18 protein-coding genes are annotated in these 26,664 nt (G+C 47.5%); 10 read left to right on the forward strand and 8 right to left on the reverse strand.

Translation table 11 applies throughout. The features are described 5' to 3' along the window. Nucleotides 1–241: 241 nt before the first annotated feature. From AAA946_RS17490 to AAA946_RS17505, 4 genes are all read left to right on the forward strand, one after another. Complete coding sequence (locus tag AAA946_RS17490; protein ID WP_338166071.1) at nt 242–1,405, forward strand: efflux RND transporter periplasmic adaptor subunit; 1,164 nt, start codon at nt 242–244, stop codon at nt 1,403–1,405. 9 nt (nt 1,406–1,414) lie between these two features. Further along, complete coding sequence (locus AAA946_RS17495) at nt 1,415–4,528, forward strand: efflux RND transporter permease subunit (protein ID WP_338166072.1); 3,114 nt, start codon at nt 1,415–1,417, stop codon at nt 4,526–4,528. A 262-nt stretch (nt 4,529–4,790) separates the two neighbouring features. Next, the gene (locus AAA946_RS17500; protein ID WP_338166073.1) at nt 4,791–5,282 is read left to right on the forward strand and encodes a YcxB family protein; all 492 of its coding nucleotides are present in this window, start codon (nt 4,791–4,793) and stop codon (nt 5,280–5,282) included. A 360-nt stretch (nt 5,283–5,642) separates the two neighbouring features. After that, a complete protein-coding gene (locus tag AAA946_RS17505; protein WP_338166074.1) occupies nt 5,643–7,151 on the forward strand; it encodes a DUF3360 domain-containing protein in 1,509 nt (502 codons plus the stop codon). A gap of 702 nt (nt 7,152–7,853) precedes the next feature. Here the strand turns inward: AAA946_RS17505 and gcvP are convergent. The 3 genes from gcvP to AAA946_RS17520 all read right to left on the reverse strand — a co-directional run bounded on the left by gcvP (nt 7,854) and on the right by AAA946_RS17520 (nt 12,525). After that, nucleotides 7,854–10,718, reverse strand: coding sequence for an aminomethyl-transferring glycine dehydrogenase (gcvP, locus tag AAA946_RS17510; protein ID WP_338166075.1), 2,865 nt, complete (start codon nt 10,716–10,718; stop codon nt 7,854–7,856). An 84-nt stretch (nt 10,719–10,802) separates the two neighbouring features. After that, nucleotides 10,803–11,183 carry a glycine cleavage system protein GcvH gene (gcvH, locus tag AAA946_RS17515; protein ID WP_042497316.1) on the reverse strand — a complete coding sequence of 127 codons (381 nt, stop codon included), beginning with the start codon at nt 11,181–11,183 and terminating at the stop codon, nt 10,803–10,805. A 34-nt stretch (nt 11,184–11,217) separates the two neighbouring features. Continuing rightward, nucleotides 11,218–12,525: a serine hydroxymethyltransferase gene (locus AAA946_RS17520; protein ID WP_338166076.1), complete on the reverse strand. Its 1,308-nt coding sequence runs from the start codon at nt 12,523–12,525 to the stop codon at nt 11,218–11,220. Between the two features lie 387 nt (nt 12,526–12,912). Between AAA946_RS17520 and AAA946_RS17525 the strand changes: the two genes are divergently transcribed. The 4 genes from AAA946_RS17525 (at nt 12,913) to AAA946_RS17540 (ending at nt 17,650) form a co-directional block, all read left to right on the forward strand. Beyond that, nucleotides 12,913–13,536, forward strand: coding sequence for a helix-turn-helix domain-containing protein (locus tag AAA946_RS17525; protein ID WP_338167196.1), 624 nt, complete (start codon nt 12,913–12,915; stop codon nt 13,534–13,536). A 386-nt stretch (nt 13,537–13,922) separates the two neighbouring features. Then, nucleotides 13,923–15,056: a glycine cleavage system aminomethyltransferase GcvT gene (gcvT, locus tag AAA946_RS17530; RefSeq protein WP_234496439.1), complete on the forward strand. Its 1,134-nt coding sequence runs from the start codon at nt 13,923–13,925 to the stop codon at nt 15,054–15,056. Nucleotides 15,057–15,277: 221 nt separating this feature from the next. After that, a complete protein-coding gene (locus AAA946_RS17535; RefSeq protein WP_338166077.1) occupies nt 15,278–16,333 on the forward strand; it encodes a S1 family peptidase in 1,056 nt (351 codons plus the stop codon). Nucleotides 16,334–16,525: 192 nt separating this feature from the next. After that, nucleotides 16,526–17,650: a S1 family peptidase gene (locus tag AAA946_RS17540; RefSeq protein WP_338166078.1), complete on the forward strand. Its 1,125-nt coding sequence runs from the start codon at nt 16,526–16,528 to the stop codon at nt 17,648–17,650. Nucleotides 17,651–17,735: 85 nt separating this feature from the next. Here AAA946_RS17540 and fruA read toward each other — a convergent pair whose 3' ends face one another. Genes fruA through fruB form a run of 3 tightly spaced genes read right to left on the reverse strand, consistent with a single transcriptional unit; the run spans nt 17,736 to nt 21,617 of the window. Beyond that, on the reverse strand, nt 17,736–19,469 hold the full coding sequence (fruA, locus tag AAA946_RS17545; RefSeq protein ID WP_338166079.1) for a PTS fructose transporter subunit IIBC: 1,734 nt from the start codon (nt 19,467–19,469) through the stop codon (nt 17,736–17,738). Between the two features lie 56 nt (nt 19,470–19,525). Then, on the reverse strand, nt 19,526–20,473 hold the full coding sequence (pfkB, locus tag AAA946_RS17550; RefSeq protein ID WP_338166080.1) for a 1-phosphofructokinase: 948 nt from the start codon (nt 20,471–20,473) through the stop codon (nt 19,526–19,528). Nucleotides 20,474–20,483: 10 nt separating this feature from the next. Further along, nucleotides 20,484–21,617, reverse strand: a complete 1,134-nt coding sequence (gene fruB, locus AAA946_RS17555; RefSeq protein WP_338166081.1) for a fused PTS fructose transporter subunit IIA/HPr protein — start codon at nt 21,615–21,617, stop codon at nt 20,484–20,486. A 352-nt stretch (nt 21,618–21,969) separates the two neighbouring features. On the opposite strand from fruB, the gene cra reads away from it, so the two are divergent. Next, nucleotides 21,970–22,950 (forward strand): catabolite repressor/activator, encoded by a 981-nt coding sequence (gene cra, locus AAA946_RS17560; protein ID WP_338166082.1) that lies wholly within the window; start codon nt 21,970–21,972, stop codon nt 22,948–22,950. 47 nt (nt 22,951–22,997) lie between these two features. Here the strand turns inward: cra and AAA946_RS17565 are convergent, their stop codons facing one another. Next, complete coding sequence (locus tag AAA946_RS17565; RefSeq protein ID WP_338166083.1) at nt 22,998–23,177, reverse strand: hypothetical protein; 180 nt, start codon at nt 23,175–23,177, stop codon at nt 22,998–23,000. Between the two features lie 119 nt (nt 23,178–23,296). After that, nucleotides 23,297–24,688, reverse strand: coding sequence for a glycoside hydrolase family 1 protein (locus AAA946_RS17570; protein WP_338166084.1), 1,392 nt, complete (start codon nt 24,686–24,688; stop codon nt 23,297–23,299). A gap of 196 nt (nt 24,689–24,884) precedes the next feature. Here AAA946_RS17570 and AAA946_RS17575 point away from each other — a divergent pair, with 196 nt between their 5' ends. Next, nucleotides 24,885–26,651 carry an SgrR family transcriptional regulator gene (locus AAA946_RS17575; protein ID WP_338166085.1) on the forward strand — a complete coding sequence of 589 codons (1,767 nt, stop codon included), beginning with the start codon at nt 24,885–24,887 and terminating at the stop codon, nt 26,649–26,651. Nucleotides 26,652–26,664: the final 13 nt, after the last annotated feature.

Genomic DNA, 26,664 nt, shown 5'->3' on the forward strand with positions numbered 1-26,664 from the left:
CTGGATAGCACAAATTTTGGTTGGAAGAATTTTTTGGGTGTGTGCTTTCGAGGGGGAGCCCGAAAGCCGAGCCAACTTATATCTCTGTGTTGATTGATCATTCGTCGCAGTTTTTGTTAACGCTACTTAAGCTATTAATTCAATTCATGATTTTCCTTGAGTACTGCACGGTTATTTCCTGTTTATAGTCTAAACTCTAAAGATTAGTTTTTTATATAAATATCAAAAACAAGGATTGTCTATGTCTTACTTTCCCAAAGCAGATGGTGTCATTGCGAAAGGACTCATCGTTGCGCTACCTCTACTCTTTCTATCAGGATGTGAAAAAACTGTCGAAGCCCCTCCTGCGGTAAAACCTAGCGTTAAAGTTCTTGAAGTCACCATGAAAGCAATCACGCCTAGTGAAGAGTTTGTGGGACGTACAGAAGCGACGCAAGATATCGAATTAAAAGCGAAAGTAAGGGGGAATCTCCTCAAGGCCTATTTTGAAGAGGGCAGCATGGTGGAAGAGGGCCAGCTGCTTTTCGAAATTGATCCGGAGCAATATGAAGCAGCACTTAAGTCGTCAAAGGCACTCGTCGCTCAGTCTCGTGCCGCTTATGACACCGCCGTTCGTAACTTTAAACGTGGTGAAGGGCTGATTAAAGATAAGTACATCAGTCAAGCGGATTACGACAACCTGTTATCGGCCAAGCTGCAAAATGCCGCGGCACTTCAGAGCGCCAATGCCGAGTTAGACAATGCTAAGTTGGAGCTAGGTTACACCAAGATCCACGCCCCTTTTGCAGGAAGAATCGGTCGTGCAGAAGTATTTTCCGGTGACCTCATCATTCCTGAGCAAACTGAAATGGTGAATTTGGTACAGATGGAGCCGATTTGGGTTAACTTCCAGCTTCCTGAAAAAGTGATCATTAACGCACAAAAAGCAGCTCGTACCGCTGAGCATCAATATAAGATTGAAGATCTTCCAGTCAAATTACGATTTCCAGATGGCTCCATGTTTGAAGAAACCGGCATGATTGACTTTATAGATAACCGAGTGGATGCAACAACCGGTACCTTGGCCGTTCGTGCCGAGTTTGCGAATAGCGAACACCTTATCGTTCCTGGGCTGTATGTGACGGCCATTATTGAAGCGCCAGAAGTTCAAGAGGTGATGCTGATCCCCCAACGTGCCGTTCAAGAAGATCAGCAAGGTCGTTATGTTTTAACGGTCAATAGCGAAAACGTCGTCAAACGTAAGAACGTTACTTTGGGTAAACGATATGGCGTTGACTGGGAGCTTGAAGAAGGCTTAGAAAAAGGTGAGCTGGTCATAACAGAAGGGCTGCAAAAAGCCCGCGTAGGTGCTGAAGTCGAGTACGAGATGGATACCGTACAGCCTTTTGATGAAAACGACTCCTAAGGACAAGTTATGATTAGTAAGTTTTTTATACATAGGCCGAAGTTTGCCTTCGTTATCTCAATAGTCCTGACTTTGTCTGGGCTACTGTCGATTCCTGCGTTGCCTGTAGCCGAGTTTCCGAACATCTCGCCACCTATGGTTTCTGTAACGACATCCTATCCGGGAGCCAGTGCAGAAGTGGTCGCTGACACCGTTTCAAAAGTCATTGAGGTGGAAGTCAACGGCGTGGAAAACATGATTTACATGGAATCCAAGGGGGCGAACGACGGTAGCTATTCTCTCAATGTGACGTTTGAGGTGGGGACCAACGTTGATATGGCGCAGGTTAACGTTCAAAACCGGGTACAGCAAGCCATGCCCCGGCTCCCCCAAGAGGTTCAGCGAAACGGGGTAAAAGTAGAGAAACAAGATCCGAACATCTTGATGATGCTTAACTTGGTCTCCCCAGAAGGCAGTTTAGATAACCTGTTCTTAAACAACTACATGGGCATCAACATTAAGGACAACCTTGCTCGTGTGAACGGCGTTTCCAAAGTCAGTATTATCGGTGGAATGGATTATTCCATGCGTATTTGGCTCAATCCGGATCGCATGGCAAGCCTAGGTGTCACCGTAGAAGAAGCCATTGCATCGATTCAAGAGCAGAATATCCAAGTGGCCGCTGGGCGTATTGGTGCAGCGCCAGTACCCAGAGACCAACAATTTCAATACACCCTTTCCACCAAAGGTCGCCTAAGTCATCCAGAGGAATTTGAGCAAATCATTATCCGTTCAAACCCCGATGGCAGTGCGGTCTACATGAGTGACATTGCCCGAATTGAACTCGGTGCAGCCAGTTACGATGCGGAAGCGATGCTAGACAACAAACCGTCGGCACTGCTGTTCATCTATCAGTCCAGTGGCGCGAACGCGCTAGAAGTGGCAAAAGGTGTGCACGAAGAATTGTCGCGTTTGCGTGAGCAATTTCCAGAGGATATGGATTACAAAGTTCTCTACGACACGACCCAGTTCGTAGAAACGTCCATAGATGAAATGATCGAAACGCTGTTGATCGCTGTCGTGTTGGTTATTTTCGTTGTTTATATTTTCTTGCAGGATGTCCGACAAACGTTGGTGCCTGCGATTGCGATACCAGTTTCCTTGGTGGGTACCTTTGCTTTTCTACTCGCGACGGGGATGAGTATCAACACGGTATCGCTGTTTGCCTTGATTTTGGCAATCGGTATTGTTGTTGATGACGCGATTGTTGTGGTGGAAAACACCACGCGTTTGATGGAGGAAGAAGGACTTAGCGCCGTCGAGGCGACCACCAAATCAATGCAAGAAGTGACAGGGCCCGTTATCGCGACCACGCTTGTTTTACTTGCGGTATTTGCACCAACGGCCGTTATGCCGGGGATCACAGGGCAGATGTACGCTCAGTTCTCCATCACTATCTGTATCTCCGTTTTGATCTCATCGGTGAACGCATTAACCCTGAGTCCGGCACTGTGTGCATCGCTACTTAAGCCGCCAAAAACACATGAAAAAGGCTTTCATGCCAAGTTCAATGCTGTGTTTGAAAAGGCGACGGGAAAATACACGAACTTCGTGTCGGGGATGGTGCGCAAACTCATGCTAGTGGGCGTCGTTTATGTCGCTTTGATCGGCGCTACGGGCTATTTAGCAACCTCACTACCGAGTGGGTTTGTTCCGACAGAAGATAAAAAAGCGTTTTTCGTCGATGTTCAGCTTCCTAACGGTTCGTCGATAAATCGGACCAAAGAAGTGATGGTTCAAATGGTTGATGAGCTGAATAAAATGGAAGGTGTCACCAACGTCATTTCTGCTAGCGGTTATTCGATTATCTCTGGTGCGGTGTCCTCTAATGCGGGTTTGATGGTAGTCATACTTTCTCATTGGGATGAGCGACAAGACCCTTCATTGGTAGAGTCACAAATAGTACGCCGGGCGAATGCGGCTCTTTCGCAGTATAGTGAAGCGACCGCGGCGGGTTTCTCCTTACCCGCACTGCCGGGCGTGGGGACGGTTTCTGGTGTTGAGTTTTATATTCAAGATACATTGGGCAGAACGCCAGCCGATCTCGCAGGTGTCATGAGGGCGATGTCTATCCAAGCCACATCTGAGCCCGAGCTGACAACGGCCTTCAGTACGTTCCAAGCGGATGTGCCACAGCTATTTGTCGATGTAGACCGCAACAAAGCCAAGGTGCAAGGTGTGGAGCTCAATAGCATTTTCACCACATTGCAGACCATGCTTGGCTCTATGTATGTGAACGACTTCAACCGATTTGGTAAGGTCTTCCGAGTCAACATGCAGGCGGAAACAGAGTTTCGAGACTCGGATCGTGACATTGCCCGTTTCTATATCAGAAACAAGTACGATGTCATGGTGCCACTCAATACGCTGGTGAATGTAGAACCGAAACTCGGCCCCGAGTACATAAACCAATTTAACTTGTACAGCGCAGTGAAAGTGAATGCGTTTCCAGCACCCGGCTACAGCTCGGGACAAGCGATTGACGCAGTAAAACGTATCGCTGATACCACGTTCCCTAATGGCTACACGTATGAATGGTCTGGGCAAACCTATCAAGAATTAAAAGCGGGTAACCTCGCGCCTCTTATCTTCTCTTTGGCGTTGGTATTTACCTACTTGTTCCTAGTCGCGCAGTATGAAAGCTGGACCATTCCGGTTTCGGTTATGTTGGCGGTTCCGGTTGCTATTCTAGGTGCATTTATTTACATCTGGATAATGGGCTCCGACGTCAACCTATACACACAAATTGGTTTAGTCCTACTCATTGGTCTTGCCTGTAAAAATGCGATTTTGATTGTAGAGTTCGCCAAACAGTTGCGTGAAAGTGGTTTGAGTATCACCGAAGCTGCCATTAAATCGGCTAGGCTGCGTTTTCGTGCCGTACTCATGACCGCCTTCTCGTTCATTCTAGGGGTGATTCCATTGGTTATAGCCACTGGCGCAGGCGCGGCAAGTCGAGTCTCGCTCGGCTATGCAGTGATGGGAGGCATGATAGCGGCAACAATCGTCGGTACTTGTCTGGTTCCCGTGTTCTACGTGATGTTGCAATCGCTACGAGAAAAGGTAAAAGGGCGTAGCTCGTAATTTGTAGTATTTTGCATCAACAAGGAGCCTGATTTCGATTTTGTGTTGGAGTCGGGCTCTATTTGGTAGTAAGTGAATCGTTGAGAGCAATTTGGGAGTATTTAAAGCGTCGTTGATGAGGTGTGTTTTTTGTCTGGGTTACCATTGATTTACAAAAGATAATTAAAACAGTTAAAGAAACGTCGAGAGAAGAGATACAATACTCGAGTTGCGTTTTCGCAGCACAGGATAGTCATTCACAGAAGCCTCAAAGAAACTAAATATGTCCAACAAAGAATTCACCGCAGAGTACACCCTCAACAAAGCGTTTTTTGCAGAATGTTACGATCAAACTAGTACGCCAACAGAGTTCCCCAAATCCTACTACAAGGCCGCGCTGTTTCTGCTCTTTGGCTCGGTGCTAGTTAAGTTTGAGTTACTGCCTAACGGCTATTTGGGTTGGTTCTTTATTGTGTTGAGTTTTGTCGAGGCTTTAAGCGTTTACTTTAAAAGAGGCTGGTGGGTTTGGCGTCAGAACATTAGCTCGAGTGCCGGAAGTAAAGTGGAGCTCAAGGTTGATGCCAAAGGCGTGACGTATAAAAGTGGCAAGGTTAATAATACTATTGCCTGGAGTGATATCGACCAGCTTCAACAAAGTGATTTAGGGTTCATCATCCATATGGGTAAACAGCGCCAATATGTCAGTAAATCTTGTTTAAATGACGAAATGATTGCCTTTATGGTCGAACAACACACCGCAGCCAACACGAACTAATTTTGCTGTGTGAGACCTTGATAATTTGAAACGAAGAAGCGAACCCTGAGTGGTTCGCTTTTTCATATCGGCAACTGAGACCGTCATTCCTATCGTAACTACCTGATTCCGTTCCATCCAAATAAATAAGGCTCACACTGCACGCTGTACTCTACGACTAATGTCTAACTGTCTGAGACTATTTGTTTTTTTTCGTTTGGTATATGGTACTAGCGACTGTATTTCAAGGTTTCATAACGAAGAGTCAGCCAGCTCTTTGTAGCAAAAAAGAATGAGAGACGATTCGATAAACCTTTGTGCAGTAAACCAATAACGTTTGCTGGAACAACACACCATAGAGTGTGAACGAAAGGAATCACAATGAGCAGTACTTTAGAGTCCATACCTGTAACAACCGATAAGCCTCAAGTTAATGAGGATGAGCTCACCTACGAACAACAACATAAACCAAGATCAGAATTTTCATCCCGAGAACAATATTTAGAACACGAATTGCAAATCATGGCGCCTAAACGCTGGCGTCCCAATTTGCCGTTTAAAGACTATCGATTTGAGATAGAGGACACTATCCCTGCAATGGCGGCGACCATTGGTAAAGTGGTGATGGTGGGAGCCATCGCCGCGACGTTTGCGGGCGCACTAGGGCTTAATGAGGGCTTTGTCTTAGAAAACGTGCGTTATGAACTACTCATAGCCTCTGTTTTCATTATTCTTTTCTCCGGTTTCTTATTGCCAACCGCTAACCTAGCCGGTACACATGGTCCACTCATTCCCTTAATTCCCATTGTTGTAGCTGCTGGCGGACACCCTATGGCGTTTGGGTTATTGATTGGCGCTTTTGGATTAGTGTTAGCCATTAGTAAAGGTGGCAGCATGTTGGCCAACCTCACCAGTAAAGGTGTATGTGGCGGGCTATTACTCTACTTAGGTTTTGTTGGAACCGCTTCACAAGTTAAAAAGCTGTTCGCTTGGGCTGAGGGAATCGGCATGAGTCACATTGCTTTTGTCGTGATCTTTTGCACCATTATTCTGTACGCTTTATTGGAACATTTTCGTAAGCGCTGGCTAGCTGTACCGCTTAGCTGTTTACTCGGTGGGACGCTAGCGTTTGCCATGGGTGCTCCGTTTTCGTTCCAAACCGAGCCAGGTTTACCCAACATGAACCCTATGTATTGGTGGGGGGAAGATACCGGCTGGATGCTAGGCTTACCAACGCTTGAGCACTTCATGGTGGTATTGCCTTTTGCTATTTTGGCCGTGGCAATGTGGTCACCGGACTTTTTAGGCCATCAAGTGTTCCAGAAAATCAGCTACCCAGAGCGTACCGAAAAAGTGCTCATGAACATCGACGACACCATGACCACGGCCTCGATTCGTCAAACGTTCGGCTCTCTGCTCGGTGGCACTAACTTTACTTCGTCGTGGGGCACTTATATCGTGCCAGCAGCCATTGCTAAACGTCCTATACCAGCAGGTGCGTTACTGACGGCACTGTTCTGTATCATCGCCGCTGTTTGGGGCTACCCAATGGATCTAGCAATTTGGCAGCCTGTCCTTTGTGTAGCGCTCATTGTTGGGGTATTTGTACCCTTGCTAGAGGCGGGAATGGAAATGACGCGTGAAGGGAAAACCACACAGTCAGCAGCAATCGTCGTGTTTTCATCGGTACTCGTTAACCCAGCATTTGGTTGGTCTCTCACCATGCTGTTGGACAATTTAGGCTTGGTCGGCTGTAAAGAGCGCAGCGGTGAACTCAGTAAAATGAGCCGTTGGGTACTGCCTGGAATCATGTTTATTGTGCTAAGTAGTGTGATGGCGTTGGTGGGGCTTCTACCTGGGATTCCGGCGATTATTCCTAGTTTTCGTTAGGTAGGCTGATTTAGCTTTATAGAAACGGTTTAGTGAAGGAGTCTAAATCGTTTTTGCCCCTTTTCTCGTTTCAAACCCAACAAATAACAGCGTCATTCCCTTGAAAAAGGGAATCTCATTCAGCGCGTCGTGAAGCTGACTTACGTGACTTAGTCGAAGATTTTCAGTTACCTACATGCGGTAGGAGATCCTCACTTTCGTGAGGATGACGGCTATATGGGTATGTTAGAAATGAAGGGATGTAGAGCATTTCTGCCCCATTCGGTGCTACAAGTCATACCAAAAATCACCGTCATCCCCTTGAAAAAGGGGATCTCATTTAGCGCGTTGAAAAGTTGAATTACGTGACTTAATCGAATATTTTCAGTTGCCTACACGTGGTGGGAGATCCTCACTTTCGTGAGGATGACGGCTACGTGGGGCATGTTAAAAACGAGCGGACGTAGACTATTTCTGTCCAATAATGCGCTATCTCTGCAACGACACAGTTGTGGCGAACAACGCAAACCTCAACTTTCAGTACCCGTGTTAAGTAGATTCTGCATCAAGTGCAGAATGGCGAATCATTGGGAGTTTGCGTCATTAGAGTCCTAAGTTGGTTAGTCATAAGATTGGAGCTAGGTGCTATTTTTACTAGCTCTCAAAACAAAAAAGCGAACCACTAAGGTTCGCTTTTCAATTTCTAGAAGTTAACCAACTTCATTAATCTTCATAATTCTCAATCGAAGGGCAAGAACAAATCAGATTGCGGTCACCGTAAACGTTGTCTACGCGGTTAACCGTTGGCCAGTACTTCCAAGTTCTCTGGTGAGAAGATGGGAAGCAGCCTAGTTCACGAGAGTATGGGCGGTCCCATTCTTCTTTTGAAAGGTCAACTTGGGTGTGTGGTGCGTTCACTAGTGGGTTATTGTCTAGTGGCCATACGCCGTCTTTCACTTGAGTCATTTCTTCGCGGATAGCGATCATCGCTTCGCAGAAACGGTCTAGCTCTTCAAGGTCTTCAGATTCAGTAGGCTCAACCATGAGTGTGCCCGCTACCGGGAACGACATAGTTGGAGCGTGGAAGCCGTAGTCCATTAGACGCTTAGCGATGTCTTCTTCGCTGATGCCTGTTTCTTCTTTCAGCGGACGAATGTCGATAATACACTCGTGTGCTACGCGGCCGTTGGTGCCACGGTAAAGAACAGGGTAGTGCGGAAGTAGACGCTCCATCACGTAGTTCGCGTTTAGGATAGCGACTTTGGTTGCATCCGTTAGGCCAGCTTCACCCATCATCGCGATGTATGCCCACGAGATTGGTAGGATTGAAGCGCTGCCAAGGTCGGCTGCAGACACTGCGTAGTCTTCGCCTTCAACACCGTTCTCGATGTGACCTGGTAGGAATGGCGCTAGGTGTGATTTTACACCGATAGGACCCATACCTGGACCGCCACCACCGTGTGGGATACAGAAGGTTTTGTGTAGGTTAAGGTGCGATACGTCAGAACCAATGAAGCCTGGGTTCGTTAGACCAACCTGAGCGTTCATGTTCGCGCCATCTAGGTAAACCTGACCGCCAGCTTCATGAACCATTTCGCACACTTCTTTCACGTGCTCTTCGTACACGCCGTGCGTAGAAGGGTAGGTGATCATGATGCTTGATAGGTTGTCACGATGCTTCTCGATCTTCGCCGCTAGGTCATCAGTATCGATGTTGCCGTTGTCGTCACATTTAACCACAACAACCTTCATTGACACCATAGACGCTGTTGCAGGGTTAGTACCGTGCGCAGAGCTTGGGATCAGACACACGTTACGGTGACCTTCACCACGGCTTTCGTGGTAGCGCTGGATTGCGATCAGACCTGCGTATTCACCCGATGCGCCTGAGTTAGGCTGAAGTGAGAACTCATCGTAGCCTGTAATTTCACATAGCTTCTTCTTCAGGTCATCCGCTAGGGCTGTGTAGCCTGCTGCTTGCTCAAGTGGTGCGAATGGGTGGATAGAACCAAACTCTGGCCACGTCACAGGGATCATCTCTGCGGCAGCGTTTAGCTTCATGGTGCAGCTGCCAAGTGGGATCATGCCGTGTGTTAGTGAGAAGTCTTTGTTCTCTAGCTGTTTTAGGTAACGCATCATCTGTGTTTCACTGTGGTGAGTATTAAACACAGGGTGAGTTAGGTAGCGAGAGGTACGACGGCAGTTTTCAGGAATCGCTGCAAACTCGTTGTCAGCAATTTCTGTAGATAGAGTTTCAACGCTTTCTTTTACTTCAAACACAGCAAATAGAACGTTGATGTCTTCGATTGTGGTGGTTTCATCGAAGCTGATACCAATTTGACCTTCTAGCTGACGAAGGTTGATGTCAGACGCTAGCGCTTTTTGGACTAGCTTATCTGTGTTGTCACCAGTATTAACAGTGATGGTATCGAAGAAGCTGTTGTGAGCTAGTTCATAGCCAGCTTTCGTTAGACCAGCCGCTAGAATTGCCGTCATGTGGTGCGTACGGCGAGCGATAGTCTTAAGACCTTCCTCACCGTGGTATACCGCGTAGAACGCCGCCATGTTGGCTAGCAGCGCCTGCGCAGTACAGATGTTCGATGTCGCTTTCTCGCGGCGGATGTGCTGCTCACGAGTCTGCATTGCCATGCGCAGTGCTTGATTACCGTTGGTATCGATAGACACACCGATTACACGACCTGGCATAGTGCGTTTGTGCTTATCTTTGGTTGCCATGAACGCTGCGTGTGGACCGCCGTAGCCCATAGGTACACCAAAGCGTTGTGCAGAGCCGATAACCACGTCTGCGCCCATCTCGCCCGCTGGCTTAAGCAGTGCAGAAGCAAGTAGGTCAGTGGCAACAGTAACAAGCGTCTTGTTTGCTTGCGCCGCAGCGATGATGTCAGTTAGGTCGCGAACTTCACCTGTTGTGCCAGGGTATTGAACTAGCGCGCCAAATACGTCTTGCTCTGGCAGAGATTCTAACGAACCGACTTGAACCTCAAAGCCGATGAACTCAGCGCGAGTTTTTACCACTTCAAGTGTTTGTGGGTGCACGTCGTCTGCCACGAAGAAGACTTTGCTCTTGCTCTTACCAGCACGCTTACACAGCGTCATCGCTTCTGCAGCAGCAGTTGCTTCGTCAAGTAGAGACGCGTTAGCAATCTCCATGCCCGTTAGGTCCATGACCATTTGCTGGTAGTTCAGCAATGACTCAAGGCGACCTTGTGAGATCTCTGGCTGATATGGTGTGTACGCCGTGTACCAACCTGGATTCTCAAGAACGTTTCGCAGAATCACATTTGGTGTGAAGGTGTTGTAGTAACCCTGACCGATAAATGTGCGTTTTACTTGGTTCAAATCCGCGAATTTTTTCATTTCAACCAGCATGTCCGCTTCGCTCATTGGAGCATTTAGCGTCATTGGTTGTTCTAGGCGGATTTGCGCTGGGACAGTCTCGTCGATAAGCGTGTCTAGGTTTAGAACGTTAATCGCGTCCAGCATTTTCTGTTGGTCAGATTTGTTTGGCCCATTGTGGCGAGCAACAAATTCATTTTGTGTGCTTAGGCTGTTGAGTAATTCAGTCATGGTTCCCTTACCTTCTCAAAGATCTTCTGCGAGACCTTTAAAAAATAAGCTGCCCAACCGCGGGCAGCTTATAGTACGTATTGCTTATTCGTCTTCGATAGACGCTAGGTATTCTTCAGCGCTCTTAAGGTTGTCTAGCTCAGAAGCATCAGACATTTTCACCTTAACAATCCAGCCACCTTCGTAAGACTCTTCGTTGATAAGCTCTGGGCTGTCTTCTAGTTCTTCGTTGATTTCAACGATTTCACCAGTGATTGGCGCGTAGATGTCAGACGCCGCTTTTACAGACTCAACAAGAGAGAAGCTTTCGCCTGCTTCGATTTCGTCTTCTACTTCTGGTAGGTCAACGAACACTACGTCACCTAGCATTTCTTGAGCGTGCTCTGAAATACCGATAGTCACAGTACCGTCGCCGTTATCGCGTACCCATTCGTGGCTGTCAGAAAACTTCAAAGTGTTGTCCATTGCTTTATCTCCAAAATTAAGGATGTTTTGTTCTTTAAGTGTAGAGCGGGAAGCGAGCGCACAGCGCTTTCACTTCTTTACGTACGCGTTGCTCGACCTCTGGATTGCCTTCTGGGCTTTCCACTAGGCCGTCTAGCACGTCACCAATCCACTCACCAATGAGTTTAAATTCTTCAGTACCGAAACCACGGGTGGTTCCAGCTGGCGTCCCTAAACGAATACCAGAAGTAATCATAGGTTTTTCTGTGTCGAACGGGATGCCGTTTTTGTTACATGTGATGCCGGCACGCTCTAAAGCTTCTTCTGCTTTGTTGCCTTTCAGTCCTTTTGGACGTAGGTCAACCAGCATGAGATGAGTGTCAGTGCCGCCAGTCACGATGTCGCAACCGCGAGTTTGCAATACTTCAGAAAGTACTTTTGCGTTCGCGATCACTGAATCGATATAAGTTGAAAATTGTGGGCCTAGCGCTTCACCGAACGCGACTGCTTTTGCCGCAATCACGTGCATCAGCGGACCGCCTTGAAGGCCAGGGAATACCGCTGAGTTAATTTTCTTAATGATGTCTTCGTGATTCGTTAGGATCATGCCACCACGAGGGCCGCGCAGTGTTTTGTGCGTTGTAGTAGTCACAACATGTGCGTGTGGCAGTGGGCTAGGGTGTGCACCTGTCGCAATCAGACCTGCGATGTGCGCCATGTCGACCATTAAGATTGCGCCAACTTCGTCCGCGATTTCACGGAACTTAGCGAAGTCGATAACGCGTGGAATCGCACTACCACCAGCGATGATCATTTTTGGCTTGTGTTCAACAGCTAGAGCACGTACGTCGTCGTAGTTAATCTCTAGAGTTTCTTTGTCCACACCGTATTGAACGGCATTAAACCACTTACCAGAAAGTGCAGGTCGAGCGCCGTGAGTCAGGTGACCACCCGCGTCTAGCGACATGCCCATGATGGTGTCGCCAGGTTGAAGTAGCGCCAGTTTTACTGCGCCATTGGCTTGAGCACCAGAGTGAGGTTGAACGTTTGCGTATTCGCACTTAAAAAGAGACTTTGCGCGTTCGATAGCGATAGCTTCTACGGTATCAACGTGCTCACAACCACCGTAATAACGACGGTTTGGGTAGCCTTCGGCGTATTTATTGGTTAGGCAAGTGCCTTGCGCTTGCATAACTGCTTTTGAAACGATGTTTTCAGAAGCAATCAGCTCGATTTGGTCGTTCTGGCGAGCGAACTCTGCTTGGATTCCGGTGAACACAGCGTCGTCTGTCGCAGACAGGTTGGTTGAGAAGAAGTTTTCTAGGCTGTGATTTGGATAGCTTTTTGAGTACTGAGCATTCATGGCGGTAAACCTTCCATTGTTCAATCGACGTTTGTGTTTTTCATGGTGTCGATTGCGTCGTGTCTTAGTACTGTAAGAACAGATAACCTGTTCAAAACAGCGGCGCGAATTAGTCCCAATAAGTAGGACAAAAATCATTCAGTAAACGGGCTGTAGAGTAGTGCGTTTCCGTTGACTCGCCAGCGCGTAAGTGCATCTCTTCATCTAACAAGCCGATAACATACCTCTGTCAGCTCAAACAATCAATCAGAAATTTCCTATAGGAAACACAGTTTCCGAAAATGTTACCGAGAGCACGCTTTATTTTTATACTTGGTCTTTAATATAGAAGTCGCTTCATGCAACAATGAATTTGCAAAACAGGAAGTCATGAAAAAGAAGGATCGCATGTCAGAAGACATCTACGATGAGTATCCGTCCTTAACGCTGGCCAGAGAGTCTGCGGACGAAAATATAGAACCTCTGAAACTGGGGGAGCGCATCAAGGACATTCGTTCTAAGATGGGGCTTACGCTTGAGGAAGCGAGCCAGCGAACAGGGCTTGCGCGCTCGACACTGAGCAAGATTGAAAACGAGCAGATTTCACCAACCTTTCAGGCGATGCAAAAACTGGCATCAGGCCTGCATATAGATATGCCCCAACTCTTTGAACCGCCAAAGAAAAAAGTGGCAACAGGTCGCCGCGATTTTACTAAGCGTGGAGAGGGGAAACCACACCCAACACCTACCTATGAACACGAGCTTCTGGCGACACAATTATCGAATAAAAAGATGATGCCATTCAAAAGCACGGTGAGAGCTCGCGCTTTTGAAGAATATAGCGATTGGGTAAGGCATGATGGAGAAGAGTTTTTGCTGATTCTTTCGGGTCAAGTGACCTTCTTTTCCGAGTTCTATGAACCGATGACCATGAGCGAAGGGGACAGTGTTTACTACGACGCAAATATGGGTCACATGCTCATATCAACCAGTGAAGAAGACGCTCATATTCTTTGGGTGACGGCGAAATAATCATCAGTTGATTGAGTTTCGTATAATGAAAGCAAACGTTTGCTTTGTTGCGAAAATGCTCTGAACTAGCGCGGTTTTGACGGTAAGCTCGTCGAAATGGCGCTTTTTTATTGACTTTAATTCTGTGAATGGGATGTTAAATGTCACATTTTGCGGTGTTTGTATCTTGTTAAATGAGAAAAATACCCGCATCCTTGTTCACTATAGGAAACATGGTTTCCTGATGGTGAACTCTTCACCACTCAGGTTACTTATTTTATGGATACCGATTGAATCCATCGAACATGTGTAAGTCAGTAAACTTGCGCAGATAAAGATAGTGAACCACTCACCTTACAACAGGAGCAGGACTCACTGAAAGGTGGTCCAACCCAATGGAGATTACAATGGCTCAAGAACAAGCAACCCAAGATCTATTGAAAACACCTTTGCATGCATTACACGTAAGTGTTGGCGCTAAGATGGTGCCATTTGCTGGCTACGATATGCCAGTACAATACCCATTGGGTGTTAAGAAGGAGCACCTTCACTGTCGTGATGCTGCTGGATTGTTTGACGTGTCGCACATGGGACAAATTCGTCTGCACGGTGCAAACGCCGCTAAAATCCTCGAAACATTGGTTCCTGTCGATATTATTGACCTGCCAGCGGGTAAACAGCGTTATGCGTTCTTTACTAATGAGCAAGGCGGCATCATGGATGATCTCATGGTGGCAAACCTAGGCGATCATCTGTTTGTTGTCGTCAACGCGGCATGTAAAGAGCAGGACATTGCTCACCTTCAAGCGCACCTTGATGAAGGTGTTGAGATGGAAGTGATCGAAGACCGTGCGTTGCTTGCACTGCAAGGCCCTAAAGCAGCTGAAGTTTTGGCTCGTATTCAGCCTGAAGTGGCTGAGATGCTGTTTATGGATGTTCGTAAGTTGGATATTAATGGTGTTGAGTGCATTGTTAGCCGCTCTGGTTACACGGGTGAAGATGGTTACGAAATCTCAGTACCGTCGGAGAATGCAGAAGCGCTTGCTCAAGCACTAACAGAATATGAAGAAGTAGAGTGGATTGGTCTTGGTGCTCGTGACTCCTTACGCCTTGAGTGTGGTCTGTGCTTGTACGGCCATGATCTAGACACAACGACCACGCCAGTAGAAGCAAGCCTACTGTGGGGCATTCAGAAAGTACGTCGTAATGACGGCGAGCGCGCAGGTGGCTTCCCAGGTGCAGATATCGTTCTAAACCAAATCGAAACTAAAGATGTGGCTCGCAAGCGTATTGGTCTGATTGGTCAAACTAAAGCGCCAGTGCGTGAAGGCGCGAAACTGTTTGATGCTGATGACAACGAAATTGGTATCGTAACCAGTGGTACAGCAGGTCCAACTGCTGGAAAACCAGTATCTATGGGTTACGTGAAGACTGAGTTTGCGGCAATTGGCACAGAAGTGTTTGCAGAAGTACGTGGTAAGAAACTGGCAATGACGGTAGAGAAGATGCCGTTTGTGCCTCAGCGTTATTACCGCGGCTAGTTGATCTTCAGCGTAGATTGACGGCTAGGTTTATTTCCTAAATCTGAGAGCCACCCCAAAGCACCACTGTCATCCAGTGGTGCTTTTTTGTATGAACTTTGTCATGCTGTGAGTAGTGTAAAAAAACGTGGCAATTAAGATAGTTACTATTGGACGTACACTGATATACGACGCTACTTATCACGTAGCATTACGATACACATGACAAGGAGTACCGTTTCGTGTTTCGACGCTCTTTTACCCGTGGTGCAATCGCCGCTGCGGTTTTATCGACCAGTTTTTTCTCACTTCATTCTCATGCAGACTCAATGACTGCTACTGAAAATAGTACGTCGGTTGCACCATACATCGTTAATGGAAATGTGGCCGAAATCGATGACTATCGTTCATTTGTGTCTTTGTTTTCGGATCCCGTTGCCTATACCGATTACTCGCTTGAAGGGCCGCTTTGTGGCGGTACTTTACTCAGTCCAGACTATGTATTGACCGCTGCGCATTGTTTTTACGGCAATGACAATGCCGCTCGCTGGAACCAACTGTTTACTGTTGCGGTTACCAAGCTACAGAATACCGATAATGCCGCCAGTGCCGAGCGATTACGCATTGCTGAAATCTATCTCCACCCGGATTACCGAGACGGAGAAGATTATCTTTGGCGCAATGACATTGCGATTTTGAAACTAGAAACGTCAGCCTCACTTGGCGAACCGGTCAGCTACGGTTCACAAAGCGATTATCGCTACCAGCCAGCAAGTTTTGTGGCAGTAGGGCATGGTGATACCCGCTCTCACGAAGATGATTCTACGCAGTTACTTGAGGTGGCACTTAATTATGTTAGCAATAGCCAATGCGATATTTTCGGTTTGAACGGCGTACGCGATGACTATATCTGTTTTTCTGGCAGCTATAGTGACGTAACTAAGTTGAATGGTGGCACTTGCCAAGGAGATTCCGGCGGACCTGTGTACTGGAACGATAACGGACATTTAGTGCAAGTTGGTATCACCAGCTTTGGCCCTTCAAAATGTGGCGACCCTGATCTCCCAGTAACTTCTGTGTTTACCGAAGTATCACAGCATTACGATTGGATTGAAAGTGTGTTAGCCGGGCACGAGGCGCCAACTTATCAACCCACAGAACAACAGCGTGTTGAGTTTGGCGAAACAGTATCACCTAAACCCAATACATCGACAGAGAGTGGCAGCGGTGGCGGTGGCAGCGTACCTTGGTTATTCGCCGCGCTTCTCGCCTGTGTTGGTTGGTTGAGACGAAAGTGAACGGCTAGCTAGCCAAGTGTTTAGCCCTATCTAAATAGAACGTCGAGTACTCTGCTCGGCGTTTTTTATTGCCTTTGACTCATTGCTAAGAAATACCTAATCGAGTCCACGAGTTCCTTCGTAACACTCTATACTGAAAGTGAGAGATACATCACGTTAACTCCCGCGAATTATTCAGAAAGGAGATTCCGAATGAATCGAAACGTGAAATTTTGGTTGTTGGCGTTATCGGTTCTGCCACTCACTTTTGTGGCGGGCAAGGTTTACTCTAACATCGGTGAGTCGGAGCCAGTGTCCGGCACGGCATCCTCTGTCGATATCGCGCCGATGATCGTCAACGGCACCAACGCATCTATCTCAGATTTTCCCTCTTTCGTTAGCCTTTTTATTGATTCTTTGGAATACGACGGACGCTACTCTTCAGGTGCATATTGTGGCGGCACTCTGCTTGATAGTCGTCATGTGATGACAGCGGGGCATTGCTTGTCGAGCTACAACAGTTATGACCAAGGTGCTGTGCTGTTCACCAGCGCGGTGGCTGGGCTTGAAAATGAAAACGACTTTCTCAATGCAGAGAAACGTCGCGCGGAAGCCGTATTTTTTCATCCTAACTTTGAAAACAACATAACTAAGCTGTTACCTAACGATATCGCGATCATTCGTTTAGAAAGCCCTATCTCAGGAGGAAGCGCGGTGACTCGAGCGACGGCAGTGGAGTCAGAACAATACAGGAGTCGACTTGCGTCATTTGTTGCTTTAGGACATGGGAATGTGGAGAGTGGCGTTGAAGGCACCAGTATTCTACAGCGAGCGGATTTGTTTTGGGTGACCAATTTGACATGTGCTAATAATTTCACCAACGGTAACTACCTAACCGATAAGCAGATCTGCTTTAGTGGTAGCAAATCCGTAGCTAACGGTTTAAAAGCAGGAACATGCCAAGGAGATTCTGGAGGGCCGATCTACTGGAATGATAATGGCGCGTTCAAGCAGGTAGGGATCACCAGTTTTGGCCCTGCCGAGTGCGGTGATGCGGCGTCAGCAGTGACCTCTGCCTACACTGAGATTGCCGATTATGCCAGTTGGATTGATAGCGTGCTCAGTGGGCAGCGAACACCAACAGTGATTGTGACCGAGCAAGATCGCATTGACTATTTGGGTGTTAATGGCCGGGTGATATTCCAAGGAGGTAGCACAACTACAGGTGGCGGTGACGGCGGGGGAGGTGCTTTGTCGTGGTGGCTATCGTTAAGTTTAATGTCGCTGGGGTGGATGCGTAGGCGTCACAACAGGCCGTTGTATAGCATAAAAAATTAGCTGCGAGGGCAGCGCTAATTAAAAATGCCATATTCGTGGGGGTTGGCATTGTGCCCAAACAGTCAAACTGTTTGGGCTAAGGTAGTTAAGCCGCTGCTAACGCTTTGTCATCTGAACGACGCTTTAGGAACGCATAAGTAAAGCCTGTCACTGCAGTACCCGCTGCAATCGCTACTAGGTACATTAGTACTGGTGAGATGGCACCTGGAATAAGCAGTACGAACAGACCACCATGCGGAGCCATAAGCTTAGCGCCAACTAGCATAGAAAGTGCGCCAGTTAGTGCACCACCCGCCATACAAGCTGGGATAACGCGTACTGGATCTTTCGCAGCAAATGGAATCGCACCTTCAGAGATAAAGCACATACCTAGCACGAAAGATGCTTTGCCTGCTTCACGCTCACCTGCTTCAAACCTGTCTTTAGCTAGGAATGTCGCCAGACCCATACCAAGCGCAGGTACCATACCCGCTGCCATGATAGCTGCCATAGGAGCGTATGTTTGAGAAGCCAGAAGACCAACACCAAAGGTGTAAGCGGCTTTGTTTACTGGACCACCCAAATCGAAACACATCATCGCGCCAAGAAGCACACCAAGTAGAACTGCATTCGCGCTACCCATGTTGTTCAGGAAGTCAGTTAGGGCTGCCATAATGCCAGATACCGGACCGCCAACGATGTAAATCATCACAAGGCCTGTGAACAAGCTAGCCACAAACGGAATGATTAAGATAGGTTTCAACGCTTCCATTGATTGTGGAAGGCTTACTTTATCGGCAATCAGTTTCGCTGAGTAACCCGCTAGGAAACCAGCGACAATACCACCTAGGAAACCCGCGCCAGTTGAGCTTGCTAACATGCCGCCAATTAGACCAGGAGCTAGACCCGGACGGTCAGCAATTGAGAACGCGATGTAACCCGCGAGTACTGGAATCATCAAAGCGAACGCGCTACCACCACCAATGGTCATGAGCGCTGCCGCTAGGGTGCCTTCTTCTTTAAATGCTTCGATACCGAATACAAACGACAGAGCGATGATCAAACCACCTGCGACAACCACTGGAAGCATGTGAGATACACCGGTCATAAGGTGCTTATACACACCTTTCTTCTCTTCGGTTGCACCTGACTGACTTGCGCCAGCAGTGTGTTTATAAGGAGAGGCATCAACAAACGCTTTGTTGATCTCTTGTTCGGTTTTTTTAAGAGCAAGGCCAGTACTGGTTTTGTACATAGGTTTGCCGTCAAAACGATCCAGTGGAACTTCAATATCTGCTGCGATAATAACCAGATCCGCATCGGCAATTTCTTGGGCCGTCAGTTGGTTCTTCGCACCTACAGAGCCACGAGTTTCCACTTTAATGGTGTGACCCATGCGCTTAGCTTCGTCTTCAAGAGCTTCTGCCGCCATGAAGGTGTGCGCCACGCCAGTAGGGCAGGCTGTGATAGCCACGATTTTTTTCGCGCTGCTTGATGTGTCTGCTGTCGCAGTAACAGCTACACCTTGCTCTATCTCGGTCGCTTTTTCGATAGCATCAGCAAGGAATGCTTTTGGATCCGATGTGCACTCGGAGATGCTCGCTTGATAGACTTTTTTGCCTACAAAGCGCTGAGTATCCACTGGCGCGTTAGCGGCCACAATAATAACGTCAGACTCGTTGATTTGAGCTTCTGTCAGAGTTTGTGTTTCCACCACACTAGAATGACACTCAACATTCGCTTCGTGTCCGAGTGCTTTTGCAGCTTGGTCTAAAAGACCTGCCGCGATAATGCTGTTTGCTACGCCACTAGGGCAAGCGGTAATAATTGAAATTTTCATAGGTTCGACCTTCGTGTCCATTTGCCACAAGAATCTAAGCCAAAGGCTTAGGTAAATTAGTGGCTAAGCTTTTGTAACTCTATTTTTTGTTGTAGGGATAAAACTTCTTCCACACTCGCAACACCGACGCCAACTTGGCTTACTGCTAGCGCAGATAAGGCGGTTGCAAAAGAAAGTAATTCTGTTTTCGGCTTAGATTGCATATGACCCCAACATAGGCCTGCAACGAGCGTGTCACCAGCGCCAACGGTGCTCACGACTGACATTTTTGGTGGCCTTGCTTGTAGCCATTCACCGCTCTCTAACCACAGCACACCCTCGGCGCCCATCGAAACCACGATGTTGGCAATACCTTTGTCAGAAAGTGACTCGGCCGCTTCTAAACACTGCGCCTGCGTGGTGAGGTGACGACCAACAAACTGTGACAACTCTTCATCATTGGGCTTGATTAGCCAAGGTTTTGAATCGAGTCCTTTGGCTAATGCGTCGCGGCTGCTGTCGAATAGGACGCGCTTACCGTTTTGCTGCAGATGCGCAATCCAAGTCGCACATTGCTCTGGTGTGATACCGCGTGGCAAACTGCCCGCGAAGACAAAGTAATCGTGCTCTGCCATGAGCTCATTGAGGGTTTGCTCGAATGCGGCGATTGCCTCCGTGTCAACCTCAACACCAGGGAAATTGATGTCACTAACGTCACCGCTTTGTTCAACCAGTTTTACGTTGATGCGAGTAGAGCCCGCAACACGAACAAATTTGTCCAACGCGCCCATCTCAGTGAATAGCTGACAGAACAGCTCTTGGTTATCGCTGCCCAGAAAACCTGTGACTGTCACTTCAGCTCCGAGATCGCTGAGTACCTTAGCTACGTTTACGCCTTTCCCTGCTGCGTGCAAAGAGCCTTGGTTCACTAAGCTGACGGAACCTTTATTCAAGGTCTCCAGACTGCCTGTGAGGTCCAGCGCTGGGTTAAGTGTGATGGTGACGACTTTATTTGTAGTGGTCATAACAGATTCCTTAGCCTTCACCTAGACCCGATGCGATAGCTTTACCAATCGCTTCCAAAGCTTCTGCAGCATCTGCGCCTTCAGCACTAAACTGAAGCTCGTGGCCGTGTTTCACGCCAAGCGCGATAACTTTCATCAGGCTTTTCGCGTTAACCGCTTTGCCATCGCCATTGAGGTTGGACACCTTGATAGACGATTCGAACTTCTTCGCTTCAGCCACCAACATAGCGCCAGGACGAGCATGAAGGCCGTGAGCATTTTTGATTTTGAATACCGCAACATTGCCATCTTCGGCACTTGCCGCTTGAACGTCTTCGCCAGTGAAGAAACCAAGCACTTGTTCAGCAGAGAGCGACAGTAGTGTGTGTTGCTCTTGCTTAAATACCAGCTCAGTGATTTTGTCTAGCATAGGCTGGTGAGCGTTGTTGCACGCTGCAAACGCGATGAGTCCCTGAACGGGTGTACCGTCAAGTTCGCACTGGTTAATGGTAGAAACGAATGCCATACCAGTGCGCGTTACCGCTTTGTCGCTGCTCACTAGCCATAGGCCTTTGCCTAGGTGAGTCGGAGATTTGGTCACAAGGTCGGCAACGAATTCTGCGCCCGCACCGCCAGTGTTTTTGAGAAGACCGCCAGCTACGGCTGACATCTGAACCATGTCACTTGCTGGGAAGTTAAGTTGAATAAGTGATGCATCAAAGTCAGCTTCCAGCTGAACGTCACCGTTTAGAAGGGCAATGATGTCTTTTTCGCTTTTCGCTTGCTTAAGTTTTTGCTCGACACCGTCCGCAGATAGGATCTTAGTCAGTTGCTTAAGAATGCCTAAGTGCTCGTCAGATTTTGCTGCGATACCAATAGCCACATAAGCAATGTTGCCGTCGCCCCAGTCTACACCGTTAGGGAAGTGGTGAACGGCGACACCTGTTTGTTTCACCAAATCACGGGTGTCAGTCGTACCGTGCGGAATGGCAATGCCGTTACCAAGAAACGTCGAGTTTTGGCCTTCACGATTTAGCATGCCGTCAACGTAACCGTCTTGCACCAAACCTTTAGCGGTAAGGTCAGCGGCGATGGCTTTGATTGCGTTTAGTTTATTATCGGAAGATTGATTCAGTGTGATCGTATTTGTGTCGAGTTGAAGCATAGTTGCTCACCTGTTTTATTCTATCTAGGAACCGATTCATGTTTGCTTTCAGATAACTGCTTTAGCTTAACTGAATCGATTCAGCAAAAATCTCAAAAAAAGTCAGCAAATCCGTTGCTGTTGTCGAAGTGGCCGTTTTAACTGAGCTCTCGCTCCTGTGATGCCTGACTAACGACATCAAATCTAGCGCCACTCTTATCGGTATCCATTATCATTATGGACCAAGTTCAAAAACTGTGAACCTTGCTGAATCCTTTCAGCTTTTATACTGAACCGATTCAGCTTATAATTCAAATCATCAGTAGGCTTAGGATTCATTTATATGATCCATCGCACAGAAAAGGATCGAAACATGACTCTAGATGAGATCGCCAGACTCGCAGGGGTATCAAAAACCACCGCGAGCTATGTTATTAATGGCAAAGCTCAAAAATATCGAATTTCGGAAAAAACGCAGCGCAAAGTTATGGCTGTGGTTGAGGAGCACAACTATCGCCCCGATCATGCTGCATCGTCTCTAAGAGCGGGACAAAGCCGCTCATTTGGTTTGATCATTCCAGATCTCGAAAACACCAGTTACGCTCGCATCGCTAAATTGCTGGAGCAAAATTCTCGCAAGGCGGGATTTCAAATCTTGATTGGTTGTTCGGATGACAATCCAGACACAGAGAAGCTGGTGGCGGATGCGCTGATCTCTCGTCGTATTGATGCCTTGTTTGTCGCAAGTGCGATCACTGACGCCAGTGACTACTATCTGCCTATTCAGCAGCGCGGTACGCCTGTCATTGCGATTGACCGAAGCTTGGATGATGAGCATTTTAGCTGTGTGATTAGTGAAGATCATGGGGCGGCTTACGAGTTGGCTCAATCAGTGTTAGATAACAAGGTCAATACAGTTGGCTTGATTGGGGCATTACCAGAGCTGAACATCTCTCGAGAGCGTCAATTGGGTTTTGAAACTGCGATAAAAGAAAAGCAGCTCAAATCTGTTGTTGCCTATGGTGACCACTTTAATAGCGATGAAGGCAAGCGAGTCTTTATGGAGTGGATAGAGCAGGGTAACGTACCGGATGCATTGGTCACTACTTCTTACACCTTACTTGAAGGTGTGCTTGATGTTCTGATTGATAACCCGGAACTGATGGGGAAAGTTAAGATAGGGACATTTGGTGACAATCGTCTACTCGATTTTCTACCCCTGCGCGTCAATTCGCTTCCTCAGCAGTTTGAACTGATCTGCGATAGTGCGCTTGAGTTAGCACTCAATGCATCGGCTAAACGCTATAACCCTGGTGTTGAGTTGATTCCAAGAAAGATTAAGCTAAGAAACTAACCAAAAAAGGGAGCCTAGGCTCCCTTTCTACTATTTATGCGTTTTGATTAAAGCTGCTGCGCGCAGTTGATATCACCCAGTGCGGTACAAATCTCTTTCTCACGCTTCGCTTCGTCTTGCATCTTAGTGCCAATTTCTTGGTTATTACGATATTCGTTCGATGGTGCACATCCTGCTAGTACCGCTGCTAACGCCAAGCCCATGACCACTGCTATTTTCGAATTCATCGTGAACTCCCTGTTAATTTTTTCATAAATTTAACACTGAAGCCGCGCCGAAACTAGAAGTTTATGAAATGTTTGGGCGCAACTGATGGTTTCTTTACCAGTTCAAAAAGGAGTGGGAACTAGTCTGACAGTGACTGCCCGTTACTCGAAATAACTCCTTGATACCAATAAAAACTCTTCTTACGCTTTCTTTCTAATGTGCCGCTACCATCATCGTGGCGATCCACATAGATGAAGCCGTAACGCTTACTCATTTCAGCTGTAGAGTTCGCCACCAAGTCAATCGGACCCCAACTCGTGAAGCCCATTAACTCGACGCCATCGGCTACGGCTTCGCGCGCTTGCACTAAATGATCGTTCAAGTAGGCGATACGGTAGTCGTCTTGGATTTCCCCGTTTTCATCCAACTCATCGCGAGCGCCCAAGCCATTTTCTACAATGAACAGTGGTTTTTGGTAGCGATCATACAAGAAGTTAAGCAGCACTCGCAGACCTTTAGGGTCGATGAGCCATCCCCACTGGCTCTTCTCAAGGTATGGGTTTGGCACACTGTCGACGATGTTTCCAACCTCTTTTTGTTTTGGGTCAGCACTGGCACAGCCGCTGGCGTAGTAGCTGAACGAAATGAAATCGACAGACGCATTAGCGATGGTTTCCAAGTCGCCATCTTCCATCGTAATTTCAATGCCGTTTTCGCGGAAATAGCGCAGCATGTAGCCTGGGTACTTACCACGAGTTTGCACATCGCCAAAGAACAGCCACTTATTGTTTTCGTGCATGGCGGCAATGACGTCATCCGGGTTACATGTGTAAGGGTAGTTTAATGCCCCTAATAGCATGTTGCCGATTTGGCCATCAGGAATAATGCGCTTACAGGCTTGAACTGCTTTAGCGTTTGCAACCAACTGGTGGTGGATCGCTTGGTAAATCGCTTGTTCGCTGGCGTCTTCTTGTAGGCCAACGCCCGTGAATGGCGCATGCAGTGACATGTTGATTTCATTAAATGTCAGCCACAATTTTACTTTGTTCTTGTAACGTTCGAATACCGTAGTTACATAACGCTCAAACAGGTCAATCAGCCTGCGATCTCCCCAGCCGCCATAGTTTTCGACCAGCGCGTAGGGCATTTCGTAGTGAGAGAGTGTCACAAACGGCGTCATGTTGTATTTCGCCAGTTCATCGAAAATACGGTCGTAGTATGCGAGTCCCGCTTCGTTAGGCTCTGCATCATCACCGTTTGGATAAATGCGCGTCCACGCAATGGAGAGTCTCAAGCAGTTGAAGCCCATCTCATCAAACAGTGCAATGTCTTCCGGGTAGCGATTGTAAAAATCGATCGCAATATCTTTGATCCCTGGTGTGCGTGCCTCACGAGTTTGGTGCGTGCTTAAGATACCAGAAGGCAACATATCTGACGTTGATAGTCCCTTACCATCGAGCGTGAATGAACCTTCTACTTGGTTTGCGGCAATAGCGCCACCCCAAAGGAAATTGTCTGGAAACTGAATCATAGAAACCTCTGAATCATTGAGATTAGCGAGCGCGTTTTAACCGTAGCGTGCTCGTTCAACATAGACGCAGTATCTAACGATAAGGGGAACTTAAAAAGAGCTAGATTTGATGATTATTTTTCCTATTAACTGTCATTTGGCGAGGCTTAATAGGTTTGGTTTGCTGAATAGGCTAATATTAGGAAAAAATGGTCTTATGAACTTCCTGTTATTGAGTATGAAAAACGAACGAGCACTGCAATATTATGAGAGGCTGTTAGGCCTAAGTTCCAAAAAGGAGCATCATCTGCCGCTCAATGAGGTCGCCAATGTCTTGTGCACCACGACAAGGCATGCGAGAACGGTATTGCAAGCCTTACAAGCGCGCGGCTGGGTTACTTGGTCGCCAAAATCGGGTAGAAATCAGCGTTCGCATTTGGCATTGCATTTCGACTCAACAACACTTCGTCACCAGATGGGACGTGATTTGATTGCGCAAGGTCAGTATGAATCGGCGTTTGCGTTGCTGCATGGTGACCAAGAACAATTTTCACAACTGCTGCAACAAACTTCAGGCACTATGGTGCGAGAAGGGCAGCTTCATATTCAATTGACTTACCAACGTGCATTTCAGCCTATCTTGCCACACATGCCACTGAGAAATAGTGAGCGCTTTTTAGTGCGTCAGATCTACTCATGCTTAACGGCTTGTGATCATGAAGGTAAGGTGTCGCCACAGCTTGCTCACCATTGGGATACCAACCAAGATTATACTCAATGGCGCTTTTACTTGAGGCCGAGACTAGAATTTCATTCGGGTGCGGCATTGACGCCAGAAGCGGTAGCTAAGCTGTTTGAAAAGTTGAGTACACTGCCTGAATACCAGCAGGAGTTAGCGCATCTGCAAGGGGTGAGTTTTGGTCATCAAACCATCACCTTCTCGTTGAGTTGTCCTGACATGAGCTTTGACGCCTTGGTGTCCGACTTGCGCTATTCTATTCAGCCCGTATCGCAGGTTGACAATCAAGACGGTCGAGTGGTGGATGGTTGTGGCCCATTTCGAATGATTGAACATTCCAGTGAGCGTTTGCGGTTGGCAGCCAATGATCGTTACTTTGGCTTCCCTGTTTTAACCGATACTGTGACCATTTGGCAGCTTGAAAAAACGGGCACTGAGCGTATCGAACTCGAATATTCCCAGCCGAAAGACTCAAATGTTCGTCTCGAAGGGGAGATAGCCTCTATAGAAGACCACACTCAAACCCGTATTGAAAATGGTTGCCTCTATCTATTGTTGAATGCTAACAGCGCTACTTCGCCAATGACAACGGTGCAGCGCAATTATCTTTGCAGTCTGCTTTCACCTTATTTGATACTTGAACACCCTAAGTTGCATCCACTGTCTCGCGCTTCGATACCCGCCCATAATGTGTTACCAAGTTGGACCAAGATTAAGCGACGCACTGCCGACCAAGTTGCGCTACCCCAAGTGCTCACCATCGCAGTGTATGACCACCTTGTTATTCAAGACTGTGCGAATGCAATAAAAGCGCAGCTGAACTCACTGGGCGTGATATGCGAAATTAATACTTACTCACTTGAGTCGCTTCATCGAAAGGCGAGCGATGGGCAGCTTGACGAGGATATGATCATCGCAAGCTTTATCGTCGATGATAATCTGCCGGTGTCGGTATTTAGGTGGTTGGGCTCTGATTCGATGTTAAGACACGGATTGGATGCGGACAGTCGAGATTGGTTAGATAGCCAACTTTCAGAGCTCAGAGAGCACCAGAGCGTTACCCATTACTTGAGTGAGCTCGAGTCGATTACCACGACATTATTGTTAGAAAACCGCTTGCTGCCGCTGTTTCACCATAGGCAAACGCTGCGTTGGGGGAGTGTATTGCAAGGCGTGAAAATTACTGACTGGTCATGGCCAGACTTTGCCAGCGTTTGGATGGGGGAAGTGTCGCGCCATCAGTAAGCGCGACGTTTAA

The sequence above is a fragment of the Vibrio sp. 10N genome, assembly GCF_036245475.1.
Classification (GTDB): Bacteria; Pseudomonadota; Gammaproteobacteria; order Enterobacterales; family Vibrionaceae; genus Vibrio.